Raw genomic sequence first — 21,906 nt, forward strand, 5'->3', positions numbered from 1 at the left:
CAGCAAAACTTTGTGGGTCGTTCAGTTTTGTGGTGGCGGGTGGGAACAGGGGTGGGCGGCCGCGTCGGTGCAAGTCATTGCGACCTCGTGAACGCTGTGCCGCACGGGGAATAGCGGGGCGATCATGGCGGTCGTTCAGAGTGACGCGGATGCGGATCACGGTTCGAAGCGAGGGAGCACATGTCCAAGGCGTACGTATTCACCCGGTTCGGTGGCCCTGAAGTGGAGGCCTTCGTCGACCAGCAGCCACCGGAGCCCGGTCCGGGGCAGCTCCTGGTCGCGGTGCGGGCGGCCGGGGTCAATCCGGTCGACTGGAAGCTGCGGGCCGGCAAGCGGAGGCCGGGGTCGCCGCCCGCCGAGTTCCCCGAGGTGCTGGGCAGCGAGGTCGCCGGTGTGGTCGAGGCGGTCGGCGCGGGCGTCGAGGGCTTCGCGGTGGGCGACGCGGTGTTCGGCAACCCGGACACCGGCGGTTACGCCGAGCACACCCTCCTTCCCGCCTCTCTTGCCGCGCACAAGCCGGCGCGGCTGACCTTCGCGGAGGCCGCTGCCCTGCCGGTCGCGGTGGCCACGGCGTACGACGGGGTGCGTCAGCTGGATCTGCCCGCCGGGGCGACGCTGCTGATCACCGGGGTCGGCGGCGGGGTGGGCGTGGCCGCGGCGCAGTTGGCGCGGCACTTCGGCATCCGTGTCGTGGGCACGGCGAGCGCGGGCAAGAAGGACTTCGTCGAGTCCCTGGGTGCGGTGCATGTGCCGCCGGGGCCGGACCTGGCGGACCGGGTCCGGGCGGCTGCGCCGGGCGGCCGTGTCGACGCGGTCTTCGATCTGGTGGGCGGCGAGGATCTCGTGGCGGCGGCGTCCCTGCTCCCCGCAGCGGAACGCCGGGGGAAGCTGATCACGGCCGCGGCCAAGGAGACGGTCGCCGACCTGGGCGGGGCCGCGGTCGCGCGGGCGCGGACCAGTGAGGTCCTGGAAGCGGTGGCGCGGCTCGCCGAGGACGGGGTGCTGCGGCCTCAGGTGACGGCGACGTATCCGCTGGAGCGGGCCGGTGAGGCGCTCCGTGCGGTGGAGGACGGGCATGCGCGCGGCAAGGTCGTGATCGAGGTGGGGGCGTGAGTGCGGTGAGCGGGACGGGCCTCGAGGCCCCGAGCCGTGCGGTGCCCGTTCAGCAGGGGTCGCACCCCTTGGACAACCCCGCCTACGCCGCCTTGAACGGACCCCACGCGCGGTTCGCCGAGCGGCAGGGGCGCGTGGTGCGCTATCAGCTGGACGTGTCGCCGTGGCTCGGTCTGCCCGATGCTCCGGAGGCGGCCGACTGGGCGGATCTCGCCGCGCTCGCGGGACCCGGCGTGGAAGTGCCGCTGCCGGGGGTGCGGGTGGCGCTGCCGGAGGGGTGGGAGGTGACGTTCGACATGGAGGGCGTGCAGTTGGTGGATGACGGGGTGGCTGCCGCGCCCGATCCGGAGGCTGTGCGGCTCGGGGCGGACGACGTGCCGGAGATGCTGGACCTGGTCGAGCGCACGCAGCCCGGTCCCTTCCTGCCGCGCACGGTCGAGCTCGGCACGTATCTCGGCATTCGCCGCGGGGGTGCGCTCGTCGCGATGGCCGGGGAGCGGTTGCGGCCGCCGGGGTGGACGGAGATCAGCGCGGTCTGCACTGATCCGGGCCACCGGGGAGAGGGGCTTGCGTCGCGGCTGGTCCTGGCGGTGGCCGATGGGATCCGCTCCCGCGGGGAGACGCCGTTCCTGCATACGTCGGCCCGGAACACCGAGGCCATCCGCTTGTACGAGTCGCTGGGCTTCCGGCTGCGATCCAGGACCAGGTTTCTCTCTGCTCGGGTGCCGGTGGGGGGCGGGGGCTGAGGGACGGCGCTTGTCCGTCTGTGGGTGCGGGGCCGCGCCGGTATGTCCGTCCTCGCCATCGTCCGGTGGCCGCCCGGGTGCTTCGGCACCGGAGTGCCGCGACCGTGCTCCGGGCGGACATACCGGCACGTCCCCTCGCGTGCGTCGCCGACTGCGCGTGCGTGAGGGGCTGATCCCTCACCGTCCGGACCGGGCGTGCCGGGAGGTACGGGCAACAGGGCTGAGATGATCACCGGATGAGCCCCGTCATCTCCATCGGATCCGCCGCCGCCCGCCCCTGCACACTCGTCGTGTGCCGGGGCTGCTGCTGCGGCGACGCACGCAAGCACCCCGGCACGGACCACGACTGGCATCTGGCGCGGATGCGGGCCGCCGCCGCGGAGTCGGCGGGGCGGTTCGCGGTACGTACGAGTGAGTGCCTCGGGCCCTGCGGACAGGCGAACATCATCGTCGTGCAGCCCTCACGAGAGGGGCGTCGCAGAGGCGGCCGAGCCGTCTGGATCGGCTTCGCCATGGACGACGAGTCGATCGACGAGATAATCGCGTGGGCCGAGGCGGGCGGCCCGGGGATCGCGGCACCGTCGGCAGCGCTCACGCTGCAGGTGGTCGACCCCCGGAAGTCCTGAGGTTCAGGCCGTCGCCGTTTTCGAGCCTTCCAGCACCTTGTCGACGAAGCCGTGCAGATTCGCCACGGTGCGCGCGTTCTGCTCCTCCAGCGTGAGGCTCTCCTCGAAGCGGCGGGCCAGAGCCGTCGTCTTCTTGCCTCGTACGTAGAGGGAGCAGGCGAGGTCCGCGCAGATGTAGATGCCGACCGAGTTGCCCTGCCGGCCCGCGGGGCCGGACAGGGGCGCCACGAGCAGGGTGATGCCCGAGCCTGACTGCGGGGTCACGCAGACCGAGCAGATGCTGGACTTGAGCAGGCTCTTGCGCGCGCCGGTCGAGGCGCGCAGCGCGATGCCCACGTACTCGCCGTCCCGCTCCGTCACGATGTAGCCGCGGTCCGGGGCCTTGGGGTCACGCCACCCGAGGAAGTCCAGGTCGGACCAGGGAGTCTCCGGGAAGCCCGCAGGGAGAGTGAGTCTGCGGGCTTCGCCCTTGGAGCAGTTGACGAAGGCCGCGCGAATCTCTTTCTCGCCGATAGGTTCCATGATCCGGAATTTATCAACGCAACCGCCGAGCCGTCCTCCCCTTTTCCGCCGGGGGAAGTCACATGGGCGGAGACCGGCCCAAAGGCACCCGCAGTCGGCGACGTACGCGAGGGGACGTGCCGGTATGTCCGCCCGGAGCACGGTTCGCGGCGCTCCAGCACCGAAGCAGCAATCGCGGCCACCGGACGATAGCGAGGACGGACATACCGGCGCGGCCCCGCACCCCAAGACGCACCCGCACCGCACCGCACCGCCCAAGGCCCCCGAGCCAGGATCAGCGCAAGTACCCCAACCCCGGATGCACCGCCCGATACCCCTCCACCAACCGCCGCGCCACCGCCACGGAATCCACCAGCGGATGCAGCGCGAACGCCTTCACGGCCGTAGCGCGAGAGCCGCTCTCCGCAGCGGAGAGCACCTCCCGCTCCACCGCCTTCACCGCGCACACGAGCCCCGTCGCATGCCCCGGCAGCGGATCGACGGCCATGGGATGCGCGCCGTTGGCGTCGACGGAGCACGGCACCTCGATCACCGCGTCGGCGTCCAGCGCCGAAAGCGTCGTGCGGTTGCGGACGTTGAGGATCAGCGTCGTCCGCTCGTCCCGCGCAATCGCCCGCATCAGGGCAAGGGCGACCTTCTCGTACCCCCCGGATTCAAGATCCTCGGCCGCCCGCTCCCCCACACCCGCGGCCTCCCGGTTCTCGGCCATGTACGTGGCCTCACGCTCCGCACGCGTCGTGTCCCAGGCCTTGAGGGCCGAGGTGGAACCCTCCGCCCGCCCCAACGCCTCGTAGAACCGCGCCTGTTGATCCCGCAGGAACGCCCCCCGCGTCTGCTCGGCCTCCTGATAGGCGCGGACCGCCTCGCGGTTGAAGTAGTAGTAGTGCAAGTACTCGTTCGGGATGGCTCCCAGGGACTGGAGCCACTCCGCGCCGAAGAGCCGCCCTTCCTCGAACGAGCCCAGCATCTCCGGATCGGCGAGGAGCCGCGGCAGCTCGTCCCGTCCCGCGATCCGCAGGCCCCGCAGCCAGCCGAGGTGGTTGAGTCCGACGTAGTCGATGAACGCCTCGTCGGGAGTTCCGCCCAGCATGCGTGCCACGCGGCGCCCCAGGCCCACCGGCGAGTCGCAGATGCCGATGACGCGATCGCCGATGTGCCGGGACATCGCTTCGGTGACCAGGCCCGCGGGGTTGGTGAAGTTGATGACCCAGGCGTCCGGGGCGAGCCGCCGCACGCGGCGCGCGATGTCGACGGCCACGGGCACGGTCCGCAGGCCGTACGCGATGCCGCCCGCCCCCACGGTCTCCTGGCCGAGGACCCCCTCCGCGAGAGCGACCCGCTCGTCGTCCGCACGCCCCTCAAGACCCCCCACCCGGATCGCGGAGAAGACGAAGTCCGCCCCGCGCAAGGCCTCGTCGAGGTCGGTGGTGGCCGTGACGGCGGGCGCGTCCGGCACCCCGGCGGCCTGCTCGGCGAGGACCCGGGCGACCGCGCCGAGCCGGCCCGCGTCCAGGTCGTGCAGCACGACCTCGGTGACCCGGCCTTCGGCATGGTCACCGAGCAGCGCGCCGTACACGAGCGGAACGCGGAATCCGCCGCCACCGAGAATGACCAGCTTCACGTCTCGACCACCTTCTGTCGGTACAGCTCACGCACATCTGTCGATCTGTCGACCTGTCAGAACCCAACCGTCGACAGAGGTCACGTTACGTACGATTGCCCGGCAGCGATCGACCCCCCACGGAGGTAGCGCACCGATGACACCCCTCAAGACGTCCGCGAAGGCATCCGCCGCACTGCTGGGCGCCCTCACCCTGGCCCTGGCAACCGGCACCAGCGCCTCCGCTTCCGCTTCCGCCGACACCGCGCCGAGATCCCCCGGCGGCTGGCAGGAGTCCGGCGTCTCGTCCGTCAACTCCCTCACCGGCAGCCAGGGGCTCGCGAGCCGCGCCGACGGCAGCCTCCTCTACCGTGGCCTCGCCTCGATCCCGCTCGACCTGCGGATCAAGGGCTGGAGCCATGTCGGCGACCCGGACATAGCCGCCGGCCACACCGTCGACGCCTATCAGGGCGGCGACGACGCGAAGTCGAAGATGTTCGCCGTCACGACACCCGGCGGGAAGCGCTACCTCTACGAGCACCAGCTCGACGCCGGAGAGAAGCTCAACAACTCCTTCGCGGCCGTCTCGCCCGACAAACAATGGCTGGTGTCGGGCGAATGGGGCGACCAGAACCGCCTCCAGGTCTTCCCCGCCCCGCTCCTCAACTCCTCGACCCCGCCCACCGGCGGCGCGCTCCCGCAGGCCGGGCAGATCACGCTCGACAAGCCGGTGCGCGACATCCAGGGCTGCGACTTCGTCTCCGGCACCCGCCTCGTGTGCGCGTCCAACGACGCGTCGAAGGAACTGTGGCCCGAGGACCGTCCCGTCCTCCAGGTGGACCTGGAGCACGCGCTCGACGGGAAGCCCGTCACGGGGAAGGTCTCGAGCCTGTTCGCCGCCCCGCAACGGAGCCTGTGCCGCGGCACGTTCGAGACGGAGGGCGTCGACTACGACTCCGAGCGGCGCACTCTGCGCGCCGAGGTCGTGCCGCCCGCGCCGTGCCTGGTGACGACGTCGGTCTACTCGTACAAGCCGACGACGGGCTGACCGCCGACCACCCGCACGAGCTGACCTGCACACACTCTGAACACACCTGACGTGTGCCGACGGGACCGGCGGGGGATGGTCGCGATCATGACACAGCAACACCGGCACGAACCCGTGACCGACACACTCCCCGCCACGCCCCGCCGCCCGATACGGCAGCTGCTCGCCGCTTCGGTGGGCAACGCCGTGGAGTGGTACGACTGGTACGCGTACACGTTCCTCGCGACGTACATCGCCGACCAGGTCTTCCCCAAGAGCTCGGGGAACTCCCTCGTACCGCTGCTCTCCACGTTCGCCGTCTTCGCGGTCGGCTTCTTCATGCGGCCGGTCGGCGGCCTGCTCATGGGCGCGGTCGCCGACCGGCGCGGCAGGCGCGTCGCGCTGACCGTCACGATCCTGCTGATGGGCGGCAGCAGCCTGCTGGTCGGCCTGACGCCGACGTACGCGTCCGTGGGGGTGCTCGCGCCGGTGATCCTGGTCCTGGCGCGACTGCTCCAAGGCCTGTCCGTGGGAGGTGAGTTCGCGGCGTCGACGACCTTCCTCGTCGAGTCCGCGGGGCCCGGACGGCGCGGGCTCTTCTCCAGCTTCCAGTACGTGTCGACGAGCGCGGGTCAGCTCGCCGCGTCCGGCGTCGCGGCCCTGCTCGTCAGCACGCTCTCCGACGGGCAGATGGACGGCTGGGGCTGGCGGCTGCCGTTCGTGATCGGCGCGGTGCTGAGCCTGGTGGGCTTCTGGATCAGGCAGGGCGCGTACGAGACCCATCAGGCACCCCAGGAGGCGTCGGAGCGCCCCGGCCTGTTCGACGCGTTGCGCAAGCACCCACGCCAGTCGCTCCTCATCTGCGGCATCACGGCCGGCGGCACGATCGCGTACTACACGTGGACGTCGTACCTGCCGACGTACGCCGAGCTCAACACCGACATCAGCAAGAGCCAGGCACTCCTGTCCGGCACGCTCTCGCTCGCGTTCTTCGCGCTGCTCCAGCCGGTCGGCGGACTGCTCTCCGACCGCTTCGGCCGCAGGCCGCTCCTGCTCTTCTTCGGGCTCGGCTTCGCCGTCCTGAGCGTGCCGCTGCTCCGGTCCCTGAACGGCTCGTTCGGTTCGCTGCTCATGGTGCAGTGCGCGGGCATGGTGCTGCTCACCGGCTTCACGTCGATCTCGGCCGCCGTGAACGCGGAGATCTTCCCCGCGAGGGTTCGGGCGGCCGGGATCGGGTTTCCGTACTCGCTCACCGTGGCGCTGTTCGGCGGCACGGCCCCGTACATGGGAACCCTGTTCAAGGAGATCGGCTCTCCCGGGCTCTTCCCCTGGTACGTGGCCGTGCTGTGCCTGGCGTCGTCGGCCGTTTACGTGCGCCTGCCGGAAACGGCGCACAAAGAGCTCGAACGGTGAGGATTCTTTTGAACTGCGGCCCGGATGTGGCCGGTCGCGCAGTTCCCCGCGCCCCTTACGGGGCCTTGGGAACTGCCCCGATAGAGCGGCCCGCCCATCCCGGGGCCGGTTCCGCGAGGGTCTTCAGGTGGTCGCGGATCGTGTCCGGGAACGGGGTCGTCCGGCCCGCGTTCTGGTCTACGTGGAGGGCCAGGAGTTCGGTGGTCGCCGCCGGGACCGCGTCCGCGGGTATCTCCGCGTCGGCTTCCTCCACGACGTACAGCTCGTGGGTGAAGCGTGCCTTCTTGGCGTCCGCGCCCAGGATGCGGGTGCGGACCGCGAGGTGGGCGCCCTCCGCGACGTCGTCGAGGTAGCGGATGTGCGCCTCGACCGTGTAGAGGGAGCAGCCCGTGGACTCGCGGTATCCCGCGTGCAGACCGGTCTCGATCATCATGGCGTCGGTGGCGTAGCCGAAGACGAGGACGTAGAACGCCTCGCTCATGTGGCCGTTGTAGTCGATCCACTCGGGCCGTACGGTCCGGTGGAGGAGGGGCAGCGGCTCGACGGTCAGGGACTCGCTCACTTGGTGTCCTCCTGTGCGGTGCGCTGCTGGGGCAGGCGTCCCGTCGCCCGCAGTACGTCGATGACTCCCTGGTCACGCTCGGCGACCAGGTCGGCGATGGTCCTGCCGTCCGCCGCGTCGTCGCATCCGGCGACCACGGCGTCGTACAACTCCTTGTCCAGCTCGGGTGCTTCGAGGCGCGTCCACGGCGACTTCAGGGACGGGCCGAAGTGGTCGAGCATGTGGGCCATGCCGCCCTCGCCGCCCGCGAGCGCGAAGGTGAGCATGGGACCCATGAACGCCCAGCGCAGACCGGGGCCTTCGGTGATCGAGTCGTCGATCTCCTTCACCGTGGCCTCGCCGTTGGCGACCATGTGCAGCGCCTCGCGCCAGAGCGCCTCCTGAAGGCGGTTGGCTATGAAGCCGGGCACCTCGCTCGCCATGGTGATCACGGACTTGCCCGCGACCTCGTAGAAGCGGGAGGTCCAAGTGACCGCGTGCGGGGCCGTCTTGTCGCCGCCCACCACCTCGACGAGCGGGATCAGGTAGGGCGGGTTGAAGGGGTGTCCGACGACGAGGCGGCCGGGATCGGCGGCCTCGGTCTGCATGTCGGTCATCGGGTAGCCGGAGGTGGAGGAGGCGATGACGACTCCGGCGGGCGCGGCGGCGTCGAGCTGTGCCAGCAGATCCCGCTTGAGCTCCAGCTTCTCGGGGGCGCTCTCCTGCACGAACTGGGCGTCGGCGACGGCCTCTTGGAGGGTGGCGGTGACGGTGAGCCGGTCCGGGGAAGCCCCTTCGGCGAGACCGAGCTGCGTCAGCGCGGGCCAGGCGGCGTCGACCAGGCGGCGGAGCTTGTGCTCGGCGTCGGGGGCCGGGTCCCAGGCGGTGACGTCGTAGCCGCGGGCGAGGTAGTGGGCGACCCAGCCGCCGCCGATCACTCCGGCGCCGACGCAGGCGATACGGCGTACGTCTTCGGGGGCGCAGGGGGCGGGGGGCGTGGTGATGTCGTTCATGGAGGGGGTCCTACTCGTCGTGGGGGGGGCGTCAGGCGCGGGGCTTGAGGCCGAGCTTCTGGCGGGCCTCGTCCGGCGTCGCGACGCGCGAGCCGAGGTTCTCGGTGATCTGCACGGCGCGCTCGACGAGTTGGGCGTTGGAGACCTTGTTGCCCTTGCCGAGGTAGAGGTTGTCCTCGAGGCCGACGCGGACCTGGCCGCCGAGCAGGATGGACTGGGCCACCCACGGCATCTGCATGCGGCCGAGCGCGAAGCTGGCCCACTGGGCGCCTTCGGGGAGCATGTTGACCATGGCCTGGAGGACACCCGGGTCGGCGGGGGCGCCCCACGGGATGCCCATGCAGAGCTGGAAGACGGTGGGGTTGTCGAGCAGCCCTTCCGCGAGGAGCTGCTTGGCGAACCAGAGCTGACCGGTGTCGAAGATCTCCAACTCGGGCCTTACGCCCAGCTCCTGGATGCGCTTGGCGCCCTGGCGGAGCATGTCGGGGGTGGAGATGTAGAGGTTGTCGCCGAAGTTGAGGGAGCCGCAGTCCAGGGTGCAGATGTCGGGCAGCAGGTCCTCGACGTGCGGGAGGCGCTCCAGGCCGCCGACGAGGTCGGTGCCGGGCAGCTCGCCGAGGTCCTTCAGCGGCTGGACGGGGTCGATGACGAGGTCGCCGCCCATGCCCGCGGTGAGGTTGATGACGACGTCGGTGCCGGTCTCCTTGATGCGCTCGACGACCTCGCGGTAGAGGCGAGGGTCGCGCGAGGGGTCGCCTGTCTCGGGGTCGCGCACGTGGATGTGCACGACGGCGGCGCCGGCCTCGGCGGCCTCCACGGCGGAGGTGGCTATCTGCTCGGGGGTGACCGGGACGTGGGGACTCTTGCGTACGGTGTCGCCCGCGCCGGTGAGGGCGGCGGTGATGATGACGTCTTGATTCACGGGCATGGTGAACTCTCCCTCAGGGGTGGGGTGTTGGGGTTCTGACGCTCTGCTTTTCTACTGCTCTGCGCTCTCGTGGAGAGGCGTCGCGGGGCGGCTACGCGCCGCGCGGCGCCGCGAGCGTCGCGTCCACGTACACGAGCAGCGCCTCGTGCATGTCGTCGGGGGTCGTGCCGTCGGTGCCGGGCGTGGAGGCGAGCACCTGGGTGGCGAGGCCGTCGATCAGCGCGGTCAGCCGGAGCGCGGCGGACTGCGGATCGACGAGGCGGAACACGCCCTGGTCGACCCCGCGCCGGATGACGTCGGCGACAGTCGCGCGCCACTGCCGGTAGTAGTCGGCGTGCAGCCGTCCGACGGCGGTGGAGCGGGCGGCCTCCGCCCACAGGTCGAGCCAGACGCTCCACTGCCAGCGCTGCTGCGGGGTGCGCGGCGTCTGGAGCTCGATCAGCTGACGCAGCTCGTCGGCGGCGTCGGCCGCGTCGGCGATGCGGGCCGCGCGGCGTGCGGTGTCCTCGTCCATGCACCAGCGGACGGCGGCCTCCAGGAGGTCGTCGCGGCCCGGGAAGTGGTAGTGGATGGCGGCGGTGCTGGTGGCGCAGGCTTCGGCGATGTCCGCGACGCGTACGGCGTGGAAGCCGCGCTCGGCCACGAGGCGCACGGTTTCGCGGACGATCTGGAGGGGGCGGCCGCCTTCCGGGGCGGCGGCGGTGCGTTCCCTGTGGGCCGGGGGTGCCACGTGCTGGGTGCCCAGGAGCCAGCCCGCGTCCACGCCGCCGGTGTCCGCGATGCGGGCCAGCTCCGCCGCGGTGAAGCGGCGGGTGCCGCCGAGGGAGCGGGAGAGCTTGGAGGGGTCCATCACGATGCGGCGGGCGAATTCGCGCTGGGTCGCGCCGGCGTCGGCGATGACCTTGCGGACTCGGTCCGCGACCTCGGGGTCTTGCTGCATGGGCGGTCACGCTACCTGGGCGTTGCGCTGATCGCAATCTGCGGGGCGCGCCTTTTCGCAGCTACTGGCCTGGGTTGCGACCCTGACTGACGTATCAGTTATCGCAATGGGGCCCCAGCGGGTCACGACAAGGGCGGGGGCGAGGAGACCGGGCCACCACGCACACCCACCCACCCGCTCCCCCCTGCACTGCGGGGTAAACGGGTGGGTGGGTGAGAGAGAGATCCGCCAAGAAGCCCGGGGGCTAGACCCTGTCCTGGACCCCCTTCACGAACTCGTCCAGGAACGGATCAGCGACCTTCACCTGCCCCAGCTGATGATGCTCGGCCGGGTCGACGGAAATCGCCCGCGCCTGTCCCGCGAGGGACTCCATCGCCGCACGCTCCCGCGCGGCCTCCGCTCCGTCCCCCTCCTCGGCAGCGGACAGCGCCGCGAGCCCATGCCCCAGCGCGGCACCCCACAGCTCCGTCGCGTCGAGCCACTGCTTCGCGTCGTGGAGGAACTGCGCGTCCGGCACCCCGGAGCGCAGCACCGCGGGGACCTTCTCGATCTCCCGAGCGGTGGGCCGCAAGGCCCGCAGGGCCCCGGCGGGATCACTCTCGTACCGCTTCCAGAAGGCATCCAGCTTCGGCCCGAGCACGGGCGACTGCGGCTGCCAGTTCGACTCGCCGAACGTGGGCGCCGCGTGGTTGAGGTCCACGAACGTCTGCACCGCGTCGGCGACCCGCTTGTCGCCCCCGGCGAGATACAGCGCAGCCTGCCGCCCCGACCGCTCCCGCTCGTACCCCCGGTCGTTCCACGAGAAGTCGTTCATGGTGAAGACGGCGAGCTTGCTGGCTCCTTCCTGGTTCATCGGGTTGGACACGATGCCGCTCAGGTGACCGGACAGACCGGGCTCACGCTTGTCGTAGGGCGCGAGAAGCAGCCGCCCTGCCGTGCGCGCGAAGTCGTTCACCGGGTAGTTGTCCCAGACGAACACCTTCCGCCCGAACAGCTCGGCGGCCTTCTCCGCCTGGGAGTTGGTGATCTCCGGCGGCACCACGTCCGTGCCGGTCCACATCACCTCCACGGCGCCGTCGAGCTCGGCCCGCATCGTCTGCTTGTACGCGGTGTCCGTGAGGTCGCCGTACTCCGTGGGCACCATCTGCAGCGGATTGGCCCCCTCGTGCTGCGCGATGAAGTCCCGCTGGATGGTGTTGAGGAGCCCCACCTGCGCCTTGGCCGCGGGGCCACGGCCGGGCTCGCCGAACTTCGCCTTGTCGGCGTCGCAGTTCCACTTGGTGTAGCTGATGTCGTCCAGCGGAACGGAGAAGGACCGCACCCCCAGGTCGTACATCGCCTGGAGCTTCGCCGTCAGCGCCTTGACGTCCGCCGGATCCGAGTAGCAGATGGAGCCGCCCGGCGAGACCGCGAAGGTGAAGCGCACGTGGTTGGCGGTCGCGCGGTCGATCAGTTTGCCCAGCTCGGTGAGCTTGTCCGCCGGGTAGGGGTCGCGCCACTTCTCGCGGTGGTAGGGGTCGTCCTTGGGCGCGTAGACGTACGTATTGGCCTTGGTGTCGCCCAGGAAGTCCATCTGGTCGAGGCGTTCGGCCTCGGTCCAGGGCGGGCCGTAGAACCCCTCGATGCTGCCGCGCAGCGGCATGGCGGGGAAGTCGGAGATCTCCGCCCCCGCTATCCGCCCCTTGGAGATCAGCTGGCCGAGGGTCTGCGCCGCGTAGAACTGGCCGGTCGCGTCCTTGCCGCCGAGTGCGACGGTGCGGTGCTTCGCCCGCAGCGCGTACCCCTCGGCCTGCTCCGGCACCTTCGTCGCGCCGAGCGCCTTCGCGATGTCGGGCCGGGCCGCCGGGCCGAGCAGGACGGTCAGCGGGGCACGGCCCGACGCCTTCGCGCGTACGTCGATGTCGCGCACCCCGTGGGCGCGCAGCGTCTCGGTGACACGGCCCCGCGCCGCATCGTCGGCTTCCTCGGCGGCATCACCGACCACGAGTTCGGCGCGCCGCGCGAGCGGCACGTCGTCGCCGGCGCGGGCCATGTGCTGCGGGGTCGGGGAGACGACGGGGAGCTTGCGGGTCACGGATTCCTCCTGGGCGGCCTCCCCCTGGGCCGATGCGGGCGCGGCGGCGGCCGCCGGTGCCAGCGGAACGGCGAGGACGGCCAGCGCGAGGAGCGCCGTACGCGGTCTGAGCGTGCGGGTGGGGCGTGTCATGGGACCTCCGGGCTTCGGGATGGGGGTGCGGGTGCGGTGGGGCACGTCCCGTTGGCAACGTTGTCCACGGGCGAGGAGGGTTGACGAACTGCGGGTGACCGCTGAGCTGAAGCGCTTGAGCGCCAGCAGGCTAGATCGAGAAAGATGTCGTGTACAAGGGGTCGGGAGACGTCAAATTCCCATGATGTGACGAGTATTGACCGCCCTAGAGACCAAGTGATTTATTCACTTCATGAGTTACGGCAGTCAGCCCTCCCTGTCCGAGCGTCTGGCGGACGACATAGTCGAGATCATCCGCACCGAACGCCTTACCCCCGGCGACGCGTTGGCCTCCTCCCGCGAGCTGGCCCGCCGCTTCGAGGTCACCACGCCCACCGTGCGCGAGGCGCTGCGCAGGCTGGAGGCCACCGAGGTGGTGGAGTTCCGGCACGGTTCGGGGACGTACGTGGGCCCCGGCGTGGACCGAAGGCTCCTGGCCAACCCGCATCAGCCGCGCAGCGACCGCGCCTCGGTCCTTGAGCTCGTCGGCGCCCGCCTCGTCCTGGAACCGGCCATCGCCGCGAGCGCGGCCCGCGCCCAAGTCGGCGAGGGCGTCGCACAGTTGGCTGTCGCATCCGGCAACGCCCTGCTCCCGCCCGAGGAATCCCTGCGCCAGTCCGTGCACTTCCACGTGGCGCTCGCCGCGGCCAGCGGCAACACGCTGCTCCGTGAGGCCGTCGAGGCGCTGCTGTACGTGAGGGCGCGCGAGCAGGTGGAGATCCGGCACCGCTACAACGACCGCGAGCGCGACCACGCCGAACACGTCGAGATCTACGAGGCGGTGCGCGCGGGCGACGCGGAGGCGGCGGAACGCCTGACCCGTGAACACCTGACGGCGATCCGCGACGCCGTCGCCGCGGCGGACTTCCCCGAGGAGGGCGGCCGATGAGCGACTCCGCTCCCCCGAGCCCTCAACATCCCTACCGCCTGGCCGAGATGACCACTCTCGAAGCCGCCGCCGCGGTCCGTGCCAGCCCTCTCGTCATCGTTCCCGCCGGCGCCTTCGAGCAGCACGGGCCCGGGATGCCGCTGGCCACCGACACCATCAGGGCGGAGCACGTCGCAGGCCTTGTCGCCTCGCAGCTCGCCGGGCGCGCCGTGGTCGGGCCCTCGATCGGCATCGGGGTCTCGCCGCACCATCTGACCTTCGCCGGCACGGTGAGCCTGTCGACGGGGACGCTGGCCGCGCTCGTCCGTGACTACGTCGACAGCCTGCACCGCCACGGCTGGCGTGACGTGCTCGTGATCACGGGGCACGGCGGCAACAACGCCACGCTCACCACCGTCGCGCAGGACCTGCTCGTCACCCATCCGGGCCTGCGGTTCGCCTGGACCCCCCTGACCTCGCTCGCCGGGGAAGCGGTGGCGGCGATGCGGCCCAGCGAGGTCCATGGACACAGCGGGGAGGCGGAGACCGCTCAAATGCTCTACCTGGCACCGGAGTTGGTGCACGGCGAGCGCCTCGCCCCGGGTTCTGTCACCCAGGACGACCTGGACCCGCTCTCGCGCGTCGCCCGCCGCGGCGGCCACCCCGCCCTGACCCTGCCGTACGACCGGCTCAGCCCCAACGGCGTACTCGGCGATCCGCGCCGCGCCACGCCCGAGGACGGCCGCGCGATCGTCGACGCCGCCGTCCACCGCATCGTCACCTTCGCCAAGGAGTGGCTGGACGCCACCGGCTGACTCTCCGTCAGCACACCCGCCCCCCTGTCAGCCGTCCGCGCATCGCGCCGTCGGCGGAAGGAGCCTGCCTTGAAACGCGCACTGTCCCGCACGGCCGCCTCTGTCATCGCCGGTCTCACCCTGCTCGCGGGGGTGGGCCTTGCCTCTCCCTCCGCTGCCCGTGAGGGTGTCCCCGGTTGCCGCCAGGACGCCCCGCAGCCTCCCGGCACCACCGTCCCGCACACCCTCACCAGCGGCGGTCTGACCCGGACCTACCAGCTCCACCTGCCCGAGGGGTACACCGGCGACCGCGCTCTGCCCGTCGTCCTCGCCTTCCACGGGCGTGGCAACACCGGCAGCGGCACGGAGGAGTTCAGCAAGCTGTCCTCCCTGCCCGCGATCGTCGCGTATCCGGAGGGCGTCGTCGGCACCGGTGACGGGCAGCGGCAGGCGTGGCAAGGCGCTCCGTACGCCGCGCCCGGCGTGGACGACGTGGCGTTCACCGGTGATCTGCTGGACTCGCTGGAGGACCGCCTCTGCGTGGACCGGCGGCGCGTGTACGCCACCGGGAAGTCCAACGGCGCCGGGTTCACCGCGCTCCTCGCCTGCCGCATGTCCGGCCGGATCGCCGCGATCGCGCCCGTCGCCGGCGCCTTCTATCCCGGTACCGGCGAGAACTGCCGCCCCGCCCGCCCGGTCCCCGTCATCGATTTCCACGGCACCGGGGACGCCACCATCCCGTACGCCGGAGACCCCGGCCGCGGTCTGCCCGCGCTCAAGGACTGGCTCACCGCCTGGGCCGACCGCGACGGCTGCCGCACCCGCGTCCCGGACCGGGCCACGGCCCCCGACATCACCGAGTCCCGCTGGACCGACTGCGCGGGCGGCGCCGAGGTCCGCCATGTGGCCGTCACCGACGGCGGTCACACCTGGCCCGGCGCCGACAGCTACAGCGGTGGCGGATACACCACACAGAGCATCGAGGCCCACGAAGTCCTGTGGAACTTCCTCCGCCGCCACCACCTGCGCTGAGCCGCACCCTCCTCGTCCCCTCCTCACCCACCCCCGCGGAGCCGCCATGTCCTCCCCGACCCCCGCCCTGCCGGACGCGCCACCCCCACCACCCGACGGACCCCCGCTCCCCCGCATCATCCGCGCGATGGCCGTCGTCGAACGCGCCGGGAACGCTCTGCCGCACCCCTTCTGGCTGTTCTGGATACTCTCCGGCGTCCTCGCCGTCATCAGCGCGGTCCTCGCCGGGTTCGGCGTCTCCGTCATCGCGCCCGGCGACGGCAAGGGCGTCGCCGTACAGAGCCTGCTCAGCGGGGACGGACTCGCGATGGCCGTCTCGACGATGATCGAGAACTTCGCCGCGTTCCCGCCGATGGCGACCATCGTGGTGGTCATCATGGGCGTCGCCGTCGCCGAACGCAGCGGATTCCTGGCCGCGTTGATGAAGGTCGGCGTCTCCCGCGTGCCCGCCTCCTGGGTGGTCTTCGCGGTCGCCTTCGCGGGCACGGTGGCCCATGTCGCGTCCGCCGCCGCCTACGTCATCCTCGTACCGCTCGGCGGGCTCGCCTTCCGTGCCGTGGGCCGCTCCCCCGTCCTCGGCATCGTCGTCGCCTACACCGCCATCGCCTCCGGCTACGACGCGAGTCCCGTGCCGACACCGAACGACGCCATCTTCGCCGGGATCACCACGACCGCCGCGAAGATCGCGGGCGGCGACGACGCGTACGTCTCGCCGCTGAGCAACTGGTTCTTCAACATCGCCTCCTCCCTGCTCCTCGCCGCCGTCATCACCCTCGTGACCCGCTTCGTCCTGAGCAAGCGGCCCGACCTCGACGCCGACCCGGACGCGGACCTCGACGACATCGGCGCCCTCAGCCTCAGCGACCGGGAACGCTCGGCCCTGCGCCGGGCGGGCCTCACCTTCCTGGTGGCCGTCGCGGCCCTCACCGCGGCCGTCCTGCCCGCCTCCTCGCCCCTGCGCGGCGACGGCGGAAGCATCGTCGAGTCACCGCTCCTGGACGGGATCGCGGCGATCGTCGCGTTCCTCTTCGCGCTCGTCGGCATCGTCTACGGCGCCCGCAGCGGATCCGTCGCCAAACCCGGTGACGTACCGAAGCTGATGGTCGAGGGCGTCAAGCAGATGGCTCCGGTGCTCGTCCTGTTCTTCGCCATCGCCCAGTTCCTCGCCTACTTCGACTGGACGCACATCGGCGACGTCCTCGCCGTCAAGGCGGCCGAGGCGCTCGAGCACAGCCAACTGCCCATCGTGGTCGTCTTCCTGCTCATCCTGCTGCTCCTGACGGTCGTGAACATCATGGTCACCAGCGGGTCCGCGATGTGGGCCCTGGCCGCCCCCGTCCTCGTACCGATGCTGATGCTCGTGGACGTCCCGGCGGAGACCACGCAGGCGCTCTTCCGCATCGCCGACTCCGGTTCGACGGCCATCACGCCCATGAGTCCGTACTTCGTGATGGCGCTCGGTTTCCTTCAGCGGTACCGCAAGTCGGCGGGGCTCGGCACGCTCGCCTCGTACACGCTGCCTCTCGCCGTCGCGATGACCGTCGCCTGGACGCTGCTGTTCCTCGCCTGGTGGGCGCTCGGCATCCCACTGGGTCCGGGAGCCCCGGTGCGCTGACGACGGGTTTGAACTCCGCTCATCACGCGATGGTGTGACACTCCCACGATCACCGCATCGCTCACCCCCGCGCGGGTAGTGCTCCGCTGCCCGTAAGCCACCGCGCGAGGAGATCGCCGTATGTCGCAGCCCTTCGAACTGCCCAGCTTCTACATGGCGCATCCCGCCGGCCTCAACCCCCATGTGGAAGAGGCCAGGGAGCACTCCGGGAAGTGGGCGCGCGACATGGGGATGCTGGAGGGGTCGGGCGTCTGGGAGCAGAGCGACCTGGACGCCCACGACTACGCACTGCTGTGCGCCTACACCCACCCCGACTGCGACAGTCCCGCCCTGTCCCTGATCACCGACTGGTATGTGTGGGTGTTCTTCTTCGACGACCACTTCCTCGAACTGTTCAAGCGGACGCAGGACCGCGAGGGCGGCAAGGCCTATCTCGACCGGCTGCCCGCCTTCATGCCGATGGACATGACCGCGCCCGTGCCGGAGCCGACGAATCCCGTCGAGGCGGGTCTCGCGGACCTGTGGGCGCGCACGGTGCCGTTCATGTCCAAGGACTGGCGGGCGCGGTTCGCGGAGAGCACGGAGAATCTGCTCAACGAATCCCTGTGGGAGCTCTCGAACATCAACGAGGGCCGGGTCGCCAACCCCGTCGAGTACATCGAGATGCGCCGCAAGGTGGGCGGCGCGCCCTGGTCGGCGGGGCTCGTCGAGTACGCGACGGGCGCCGAGGTCCCCCCGGCCGTCGCCGGTTCCAGGCCTCTGCGCGTCCTCAAGGAGACGTTCTCCGACGCCGTGCACCTGCGCAACGACCTCTTCTCGTACCAGCGCGAGATCGAGGACGAGGGCGAACTCTCCAATGGCGTCCTGGTCCTGGAGAAGTTCCTCGACTGCAGCACACAGGAGGCGGCGGAGGCCGTGAACGACCTCCTGACCTCGCGGATGCAGCAGTTCGAGCACACGGCGCTGACCGAACTCGCCCCGCTCTTCGCCCGGACCGGACTGCCCCCGAAGCAGTGCGCGGACGTGCTCGCGTACACCAAGGGTCTTCAGGACTGGCAGTCCGGCGGGCACGAGTGGCACATGGTGTCCAGCCGCTACATGAACAAGGGCGGCGCCGCTCCTTCGCCGCTCGCGGGGCCCACGGGCCCCGGCACGTCGGCCGCCGGGATCAAGGCGCTGATCGCGACCACGGGTGCGGAGCGGCTGCGCGGCCACACCCATGTCCCCTTCCAGCGGGTCGGGCCGTCCCGGCTCCCCGACTTCGACCTGCCGTTCGAGACCCGGCTCTCGCCGCACCTGGAGGCTTCGCGCCCGCGCACCGTCCAGTGGGCGGAGCGGATGGGCATGCTCGAACCGCAGGCCGGGGTGCCGAGTTCGGACATCTGGGACGCGCGCAAGCTGGAGGGCTACGACTTCCCGCTCTGCTCGGCGGGCCTCGACCCGGACGCGACACTCGAAGCCCTCGACCTGAGCGCGCACTGGCTGACCTGGGGGACGTACGGCGACGACTACTTCCCCGTGGTCTTCGGCAGGCCCCGCGACCTCGCGGGAGCCAAGCTCTGCAACGACCGGCTCTCGCTCTTCATGCCGCTGGACCTCACCGGCATGCCGGCACCGACGAGCGCGCTGGAGCGGGGCCTCGCCGACCTGTGGGCGCGCACCGCGGGCCCGATGGACGAGGAGGCGCGCCGCACGCTGCGGACCGCCATCGAGGTCATGACGGCCAGCTGGCTCTGGGAGCTGGACAACCAGGCGCAGAACCGTATCCCCGACCCCGTCGACTACATCGAGATGCGCCGCCTCACCTTCGGCTCCCCGCTCACGATGAGCCTGTGCCGCCTCGGCAACGGCCCGCAGGTGCCCCAGGAGATCTACCGCACGGGCCCGATGCAGGCCCTGGAGAACGCGGCCAGCGACTACTCGGCCCTGATGAACGACGTTTTCTCGTACCAGAAGGAGATCGAGTACGAGGGCGAGGTCCACAACGGCATCCTCGTCGTGCAGAACTTCTTCGGCTGCGACTATCCGGCGGCGCTCGGCATCATCGACGACCTGATGAAGTCGCGGCTGAGCCAGTTCCAGCACGTCGCGGCCCACGAACTGCCCGCCCTGTACGACGACTTCGGCCTGCCGCAGGAGACGCGGGACATCCTCGACGGCTATGTGCGCGAGCTGGAGAACTGGATGGCGGGCATCTACACCTGGCACCGCGACTGCCGCCGCTACCGCGAGGAAGATCTGTCGCACGGCCCGCTGCGGACGCCGTCGGGGTTCGGCATGGCGGCCGTACGTCCGGACTGGCTGCGGGAGTTCGGTCTCGCCGTCGACCGTCAGATGGAAGGGACCATTAGCCTGCCCTCATGAGTCTCCTCCCTGACCGCGCCCAGCGCGCCGCGGGCGCCCTCGTCGGATCCGCCGTGGGCGACGCGCTGGGGGCGCCCTTCGAGTTCGGGCTCGCGGGTGACTTCTCCGCGCGTTTCCCCGGGCCCGGCCGGGGCGGGGAGATGTGCGGTGGCGGCGGCTGGGACGCCGGGGAGGCGACGGACGACACGCAGATGGCGGTGCATGTCGCCGACTCGCTGCTCGCGCACGCGGGTCTCGACCTGCCGGACGTCTTCGGCCGGTTCCAGCGGTGGGCGGCGGCCGAGCCCAAGGACATCGGCCTCCAGACGGAGGACGTCCTGACGAACGGACTGCCGTGGGACCTCGCCGCCCAGGTCCACTTCCAGGTCAACACGCGGGCCGCGGGCAACGGTTCACTGATGCGCGCCACGACGGCGGCCCTCTACTTCGCCCTCGACGGCAGGGCGGCCACGATGGACGCGGCCCGCAGCATCGCCGCCCTCACGCACGGCGACCGTGCGGCCTGGGAAGGCACGGCGATCTTCCACGAGCTGCTGCGCCTGACGCTGGAGGGCGCCGATCCCCTGGACCGCCTTCCGCAGACGCTGGCCCTGGTCCACCCGGACCACCGCGACCGGTACGCGCTCGCGCTGGCCCCCTACTGGCACCCGGACGACGCCACCGAGTTCAACGGCGCCGTCTGGACCTGTCTGGGCTCGGCGGTCTGGGCGCTGCGCGCCACGTCCACGTACGAGGACGCGGTCCGCGCGGCGGTCGATCTCGGCGGCGACACGGACACGGTGGCCGCGGTCACCGGCGCCCTTGCCGGTGCCCGTTACGGCCTCACCGCGATCCCCGCCCGCTGGACGGCTCCCCTGCACGTCCCGCTCCCGGGCTCCGCCAGGCCGGGCCGGACGCTGCGCCTCGCCGACCTCGTCGATCTCGCCCACCGCCTTGCCGCGCCCCGGACGGCCCGGACCGGCTGACCATCCCTATCCGTCCTCGCGCGGCTCCGGCAGGATCTGGCGTAGCCGCGGGTCGGGGTGAAAGTCGCGGCGCCACTCGCGCGGGTAGCCGACCGAGACCTCCTGGAAGCGGACTCCGTCGTGCCAGGTGGTGCGGGGGATGTGCAGATGGCCGTAGACGACGGCCGCCGCCTCGTACTTCACGTGCCAGTCGGCGGTCAGCTCGGTGCCGCACCACAGGGCGAACTCCGGGTAGTGCAGGATCCGCGTGGGGTCGCGCACCAGTGGCCAGTGGTTGATGAGCACCGTGGGCAGGCCGGGCGTCCGCCGGGCGAGCATCTCCTCGGTGAACGCCACGCGGGCGCGGCACCAGTCGTCACGGCCCGGGTAGGGGTCGGGATGCAGCAGCATCTCGTCGGTGCAGACGACGCCCGCCGCGTGCGCGGCCTTGAGCGCGTCCCGCTTCGCGTACGTGCCTTCGGGGCGGAACGTGTAGTCGTAGAGCAGGAACAGCGGGGCCACGGTGACCGGGCCGCCCTCGCCGCGCCACACCGGGTAGGGGTCCTCCGGGGTCGCGGCGCCCAAGGAACGGCACAGGTCCACGAGGTGGCGGTAGCGGGCCTCGCCGCGCAACTGGTTCGGGTCGTCGCGGGGCGTCCACAGTTCGTGGTTGCCCGGGGTCCACACCACCTTGGCGAAGCGATCGGTGAGGGTGCGCATCGCCCATTCGACGTCGGCCATGCGCTCGGCGGTGTCCCCCGCGACGATCAGCCAGTCCTCGTCGGTCTCCGGGCGCAGGGAATCGAGGAACTTCCGGTTGTCGTCGTACGCGACGTGCAGATCGCTGATGGCGTATAACTTCGGCGTCTTCTCAGGTACTTGTGTCACTCTGTGAGGCTAACCGCAGTGCTGACGCGGCGTGGCGCGATCAGCTTCGTTCGGCGCGCGGGGACGGCGTACGGGCTCCGGCCAGGACCTGGTCGACGAGGCGGGAGGCGTAGTCACCGCCGAAGGGCTCGCCGGTGATCAGCAGGCGGTAGTAGACCGCGCCCGCCAGCTCGTCGAAGATCACGTCCGGCCGGGCGTCGGGGTTCAGGTCACCGCGTGCCCGTGCGCTCTCCAGGAGCGCGAGCGGAGTTGCGTTGCGGCGGGCGAAGACCGCCCGTACCGCCTGGCCCACGTCCGGATGGCGGGCGGCGGCCGCGACGATCTCCGCGACCAGACCGGCCGACGGGCCATCCGCCGACGCGCCGACCCGGCGCATGCGGTCAAGGCCCGCCACGATGGCTTCGAGGTACGTGACCAGGTCGTGCCGGATGTCTCCGGTGTCCGTCACCGGGACGTCGTCCTGGATCTTGGCGACGACGGCGACGATGAGGTGGTCCTTGGTGGGCCAGCGCCGGTAGAGCGTGGTCTTGGCGACTTCGGCCCGCTGGGCGACCTCGTCCATCGAGTAGCCGTCGTACCCGCGCTCCAGGAGCAGTTCGTGCGCCGCCCCGAGGATGCGGGCGTCGGTTCCTTCCCCCCGGGGGCGGCCGCGTCGGGCGGTGGTGGTCATGGCCATGAGTTTAACCG

At 71.2% G+C, this 21,906-nt stretch carries 20 protein-coding genes; 11 read left to right on the forward strand and 9 right to left on the reverse strand.

Features of this window, described 5'->3' with window-relative positions; translation table 11 throughout:
• Positions 1 to 180: 180 nt before the first annotated feature.
• The 3 genes from ABZ833_RS10545 (at position 181) to ABZ833_RS10555 (ending at position 2,485) form a co-directional block, all read left to right on the forward strand.
• Entirely contained in the window at positions 181 to 1,113 is a 933-nt protein-coding gene (locus ABZ833_RS10545; protein ID WP_361043899.1) for an NADP-dependent oxidoreductase, read from the forward strand.
• 41 nt (positions 1,114 to 1,154) lie between these two features.
• The gene (locus ABZ833_RS10550; RefSeq protein WP_361044771.1) at positions 1,155 to 1,859 is read left to right on the forward strand and encodes a GNAT family N-acetyltransferase; all 705 of its coding nucleotides are present in this window, start codon (positions 1,155 to 1,157) and stop codon (positions 1,857 to 1,859) included.
• A 236-nt stretch (positions 1,860 to 2,095) separates the two neighbouring features.
• On the forward strand, positions 2,096 to 2,485 hold the full coding sequence (locus tag ABZ833_RS10555; protein ID WP_361043902.1) for a (2Fe-2S) ferredoxin domain-containing protein: 390 nt from the start codon (positions 2,096 to 2,098) through the stop codon (positions 2,483 to 2,485).
• Positions 2,486 to 2,488: 3 nt separating this feature from the next.
• Here the strand turns inward: ABZ833_RS10555 and ABZ833_RS10560 are convergent, their stop codons facing one another.
• Together ABZ833_RS10560 and ABZ833_RS10565 are read right to left on the reverse strand one after the other, a co-directional pair.
• On the reverse strand, positions 2,489 to 3,007 hold the full coding sequence (locus ABZ833_RS10560) for an FBP domain-containing protein (RefSeq protein WP_361043905.1): 519 nt from the start codon (positions 3,005 to 3,007) through the stop codon (positions 2,489 to 2,491).
• 274 nt (positions 3,008 to 3,281) lie between these two features.
• Positions 3,282 to 4,628: a 6-phospho-beta-glucosidase gene (locus tag ABZ833_RS10565; protein ID WP_361043908.1), complete on the reverse strand. Its 1,347-nt coding sequence runs from the start codon at positions 4,626 to 4,628 to the stop codon at positions 3,282 to 3,284.
• A 136-nt stretch (positions 4,629 to 4,764) separates the two neighbouring features.
• Between ABZ833_RS10565 and ABZ833_RS10570 the strand changes: the two genes are divergently transcribed.
• Entirely contained in the window at positions 4,765 to 5,655 is an 891-nt protein-coding gene (locus ABZ833_RS10570) for a hypothetical protein (protein WP_361043910.1), read from the forward strand.
• Between the two features lie 87 nt (positions 5,656 to 5,742).
• Positions 5,743 to 7,047, forward strand: a complete 1,305-nt coding sequence (locus ABZ833_RS10575) for an MFS transporter (RefSeq protein ID WP_361043913.1) — start codon at positions 5,743 to 5,745, stop codon at positions 7,045 to 7,047.
• Between the two features lie 55 nt (positions 7,048 to 7,102).
• Here ABZ833_RS10575 and ABZ833_RS10580 read toward each other — a convergent pair whose 3' ends face one another.
• The 5 genes from ABZ833_RS10580 to ABZ833_RS10600 form a co-directional block, all read right to left on the reverse strand.
• The gene (locus ABZ833_RS10580; protein ID WP_361043916.1) at positions 7,103 to 7,609 is read right to left on the reverse strand and encodes a thioesterase family protein; all 507 of its coding nucleotides are present in this window, start codon (positions 7,607 to 7,609) and stop codon (positions 7,103 to 7,105) included.
• Positions 7,606 to 8,601: a 3-hydroxyacyl-CoA dehydrogenase NAD-binding domain-containing protein gene (locus ABZ833_RS10585; protein WP_361043919.1), complete on the reverse strand. Its 996-nt coding sequence runs from the start codon at positions 8,599 to 8,601 to the stop codon at positions 7,606 to 7,608. Before ABZ833_RS10585 ends, ABZ833_RS10580 begins: the two co-directional genes overlap by 4 nt.
• Positions 8,602 to 8,632: 31 nt before the next feature.
• Positions 8,633 to 9,529, reverse strand: a complete 897-nt coding sequence (locus ABZ833_RS10590) for a 3-keto-5-aminohexanoate cleavage protein (RefSeq protein WP_361043922.1) — start codon at positions 9,527 to 9,529, stop codon at positions 8,633 to 8,635.
• Between the two features lie 91 nt (positions 9,530 to 9,620).
• Positions 9,621 to 10,469, reverse strand: coding sequence for a TetR/AcrR family transcriptional regulator (locus ABZ833_RS10595; protein ID WP_361043924.1), 849 nt, complete (start codon positions 10,467 to 10,469; stop codon positions 9,621 to 9,623).
• A 244-nt stretch (positions 10,470 to 10,713) separates the two neighbouring features.
• Positions 10,714 to 12,675 carry a beta-N-acetylglucosaminidase domain-containing protein gene (locus tag ABZ833_RS10600; protein ID WP_361043926.1) on the reverse strand — a complete coding sequence of 654 codons (1,962 nt, stop codon included), beginning with the start codon at positions 12,673 to 12,675 and terminating at the stop codon, positions 10,714 to 10,716.
• Between the two features lie 232 nt (positions 12,676 to 12,907).
• Here ABZ833_RS10600 and ABZ833_RS10605 point away from each other — a divergent pair, with 232 nt between their 5' ends.
• The 6 genes from ABZ833_RS10605 to ABZ833_RS10630 all read left to right on the forward strand — a co-directional run bounded on the left by ABZ833_RS10605 (position 12,908) and on the right by ABZ833_RS10630 (position 20,352).
• Entirely contained in the window at positions 12,908 to 13,603 is a 696-nt protein-coding gene (locus ABZ833_RS10605; protein ID WP_361043929.1) for a GntR family transcriptional regulator, read from the forward strand.
• Entirely contained in the window at positions 13,600 to 14,397 is a 798-nt protein-coding gene (locus ABZ833_RS10610; protein ID WP_361043931.1) for a creatininase family protein, read from the forward strand. Before ABZ833_RS10605 ends, ABZ833_RS10610 begins: the two co-directional genes overlap by 4 nt.
• A gap of 69 nt (positions 14,398 to 14,466) precedes the next feature.
• Positions 14,467 to 15,408: a PHB depolymerase family esterase gene (locus tag ABZ833_RS10615; RefSeq protein WP_361043934.1), complete on the forward strand. Its 942-nt coding sequence runs from the start codon at positions 14,467 to 14,469 to the stop codon at positions 15,406 to 15,408.
• A 46-nt stretch (positions 15,409 to 15,454) separates the two neighbouring features.
• Positions 15,455 to 17,023: an AbgT family transporter gene (locus tag ABZ833_RS10620; protein ID WP_361043937.1), complete on the forward strand. Its 1,569-nt coding sequence runs from the start codon at positions 15,455 to 15,457 to the stop codon at positions 17,021 to 17,023.
• 120 nt (positions 17,024 to 17,143) lie between these two features.
• Positions 17,144 to 19,387: a terpene synthase family protein gene (locus ABZ833_RS10625; protein ID WP_361043939.1), complete on the forward strand. Its 2,244-nt coding sequence runs from the start codon at positions 17,144 to 17,146 to the stop codon at positions 19,385 to 19,387.
• Positions 19,384 to 20,352 carry an ADP-ribosylglycohydrolase family protein gene (locus tag ABZ833_RS10630; protein ID WP_361043941.1) on the forward strand — a complete coding sequence of 323 codons (969 nt, stop codon included), beginning with the start codon at positions 19,384 to 19,386 and terminating at the stop codon, positions 20,350 to 20,352. The genes ABZ833_RS10625 and ABZ833_RS10630 overlap by 4 nt, the downstream gene beginning before the upstream one ends.
• Positions 20,353 to 20,358: 6 nt before the next feature.
• Here the strand turns inward: ABZ833_RS10630 and ABZ833_RS10635 are convergent, their stop codons facing one another.
• Together ABZ833_RS10635 and ABZ833_RS10640 are read right to left on the reverse strand one after the other, a co-directional pair.
• Positions 20,359 to 21,219 (reverse strand): metallophosphoesterase, encoded by an 861-nt coding sequence (locus ABZ833_RS10635; RefSeq protein WP_361043944.1) that lies wholly within the window; start codon positions 21,217 to 21,219, stop codon positions 20,359 to 20,361.
• A gap of 40 nt (positions 21,220 to 21,259) precedes the next feature.
• A complete protein-coding gene (locus tag ABZ833_RS10640) occupies positions 21,260 to 21,889 on the reverse strand; it encodes a TetR/AcrR family transcriptional regulator (protein WP_361043946.1) in 630 nt (209 codons plus the stop codon).
• Between the last annotated feature and the right edge of the window lie 17 nt (positions 21,890 to 21,906).

Origin of the sequence: Streptomyces sp. NPDC047525 (genome assembly GCF_040643025.1) — a bacterium.
GTDB lineage: Bacteria > Actinomycetota > Actinomycetes > Streptomycetales > Streptomycetaceae > Streptomyces > Streptomyces durmitorensis.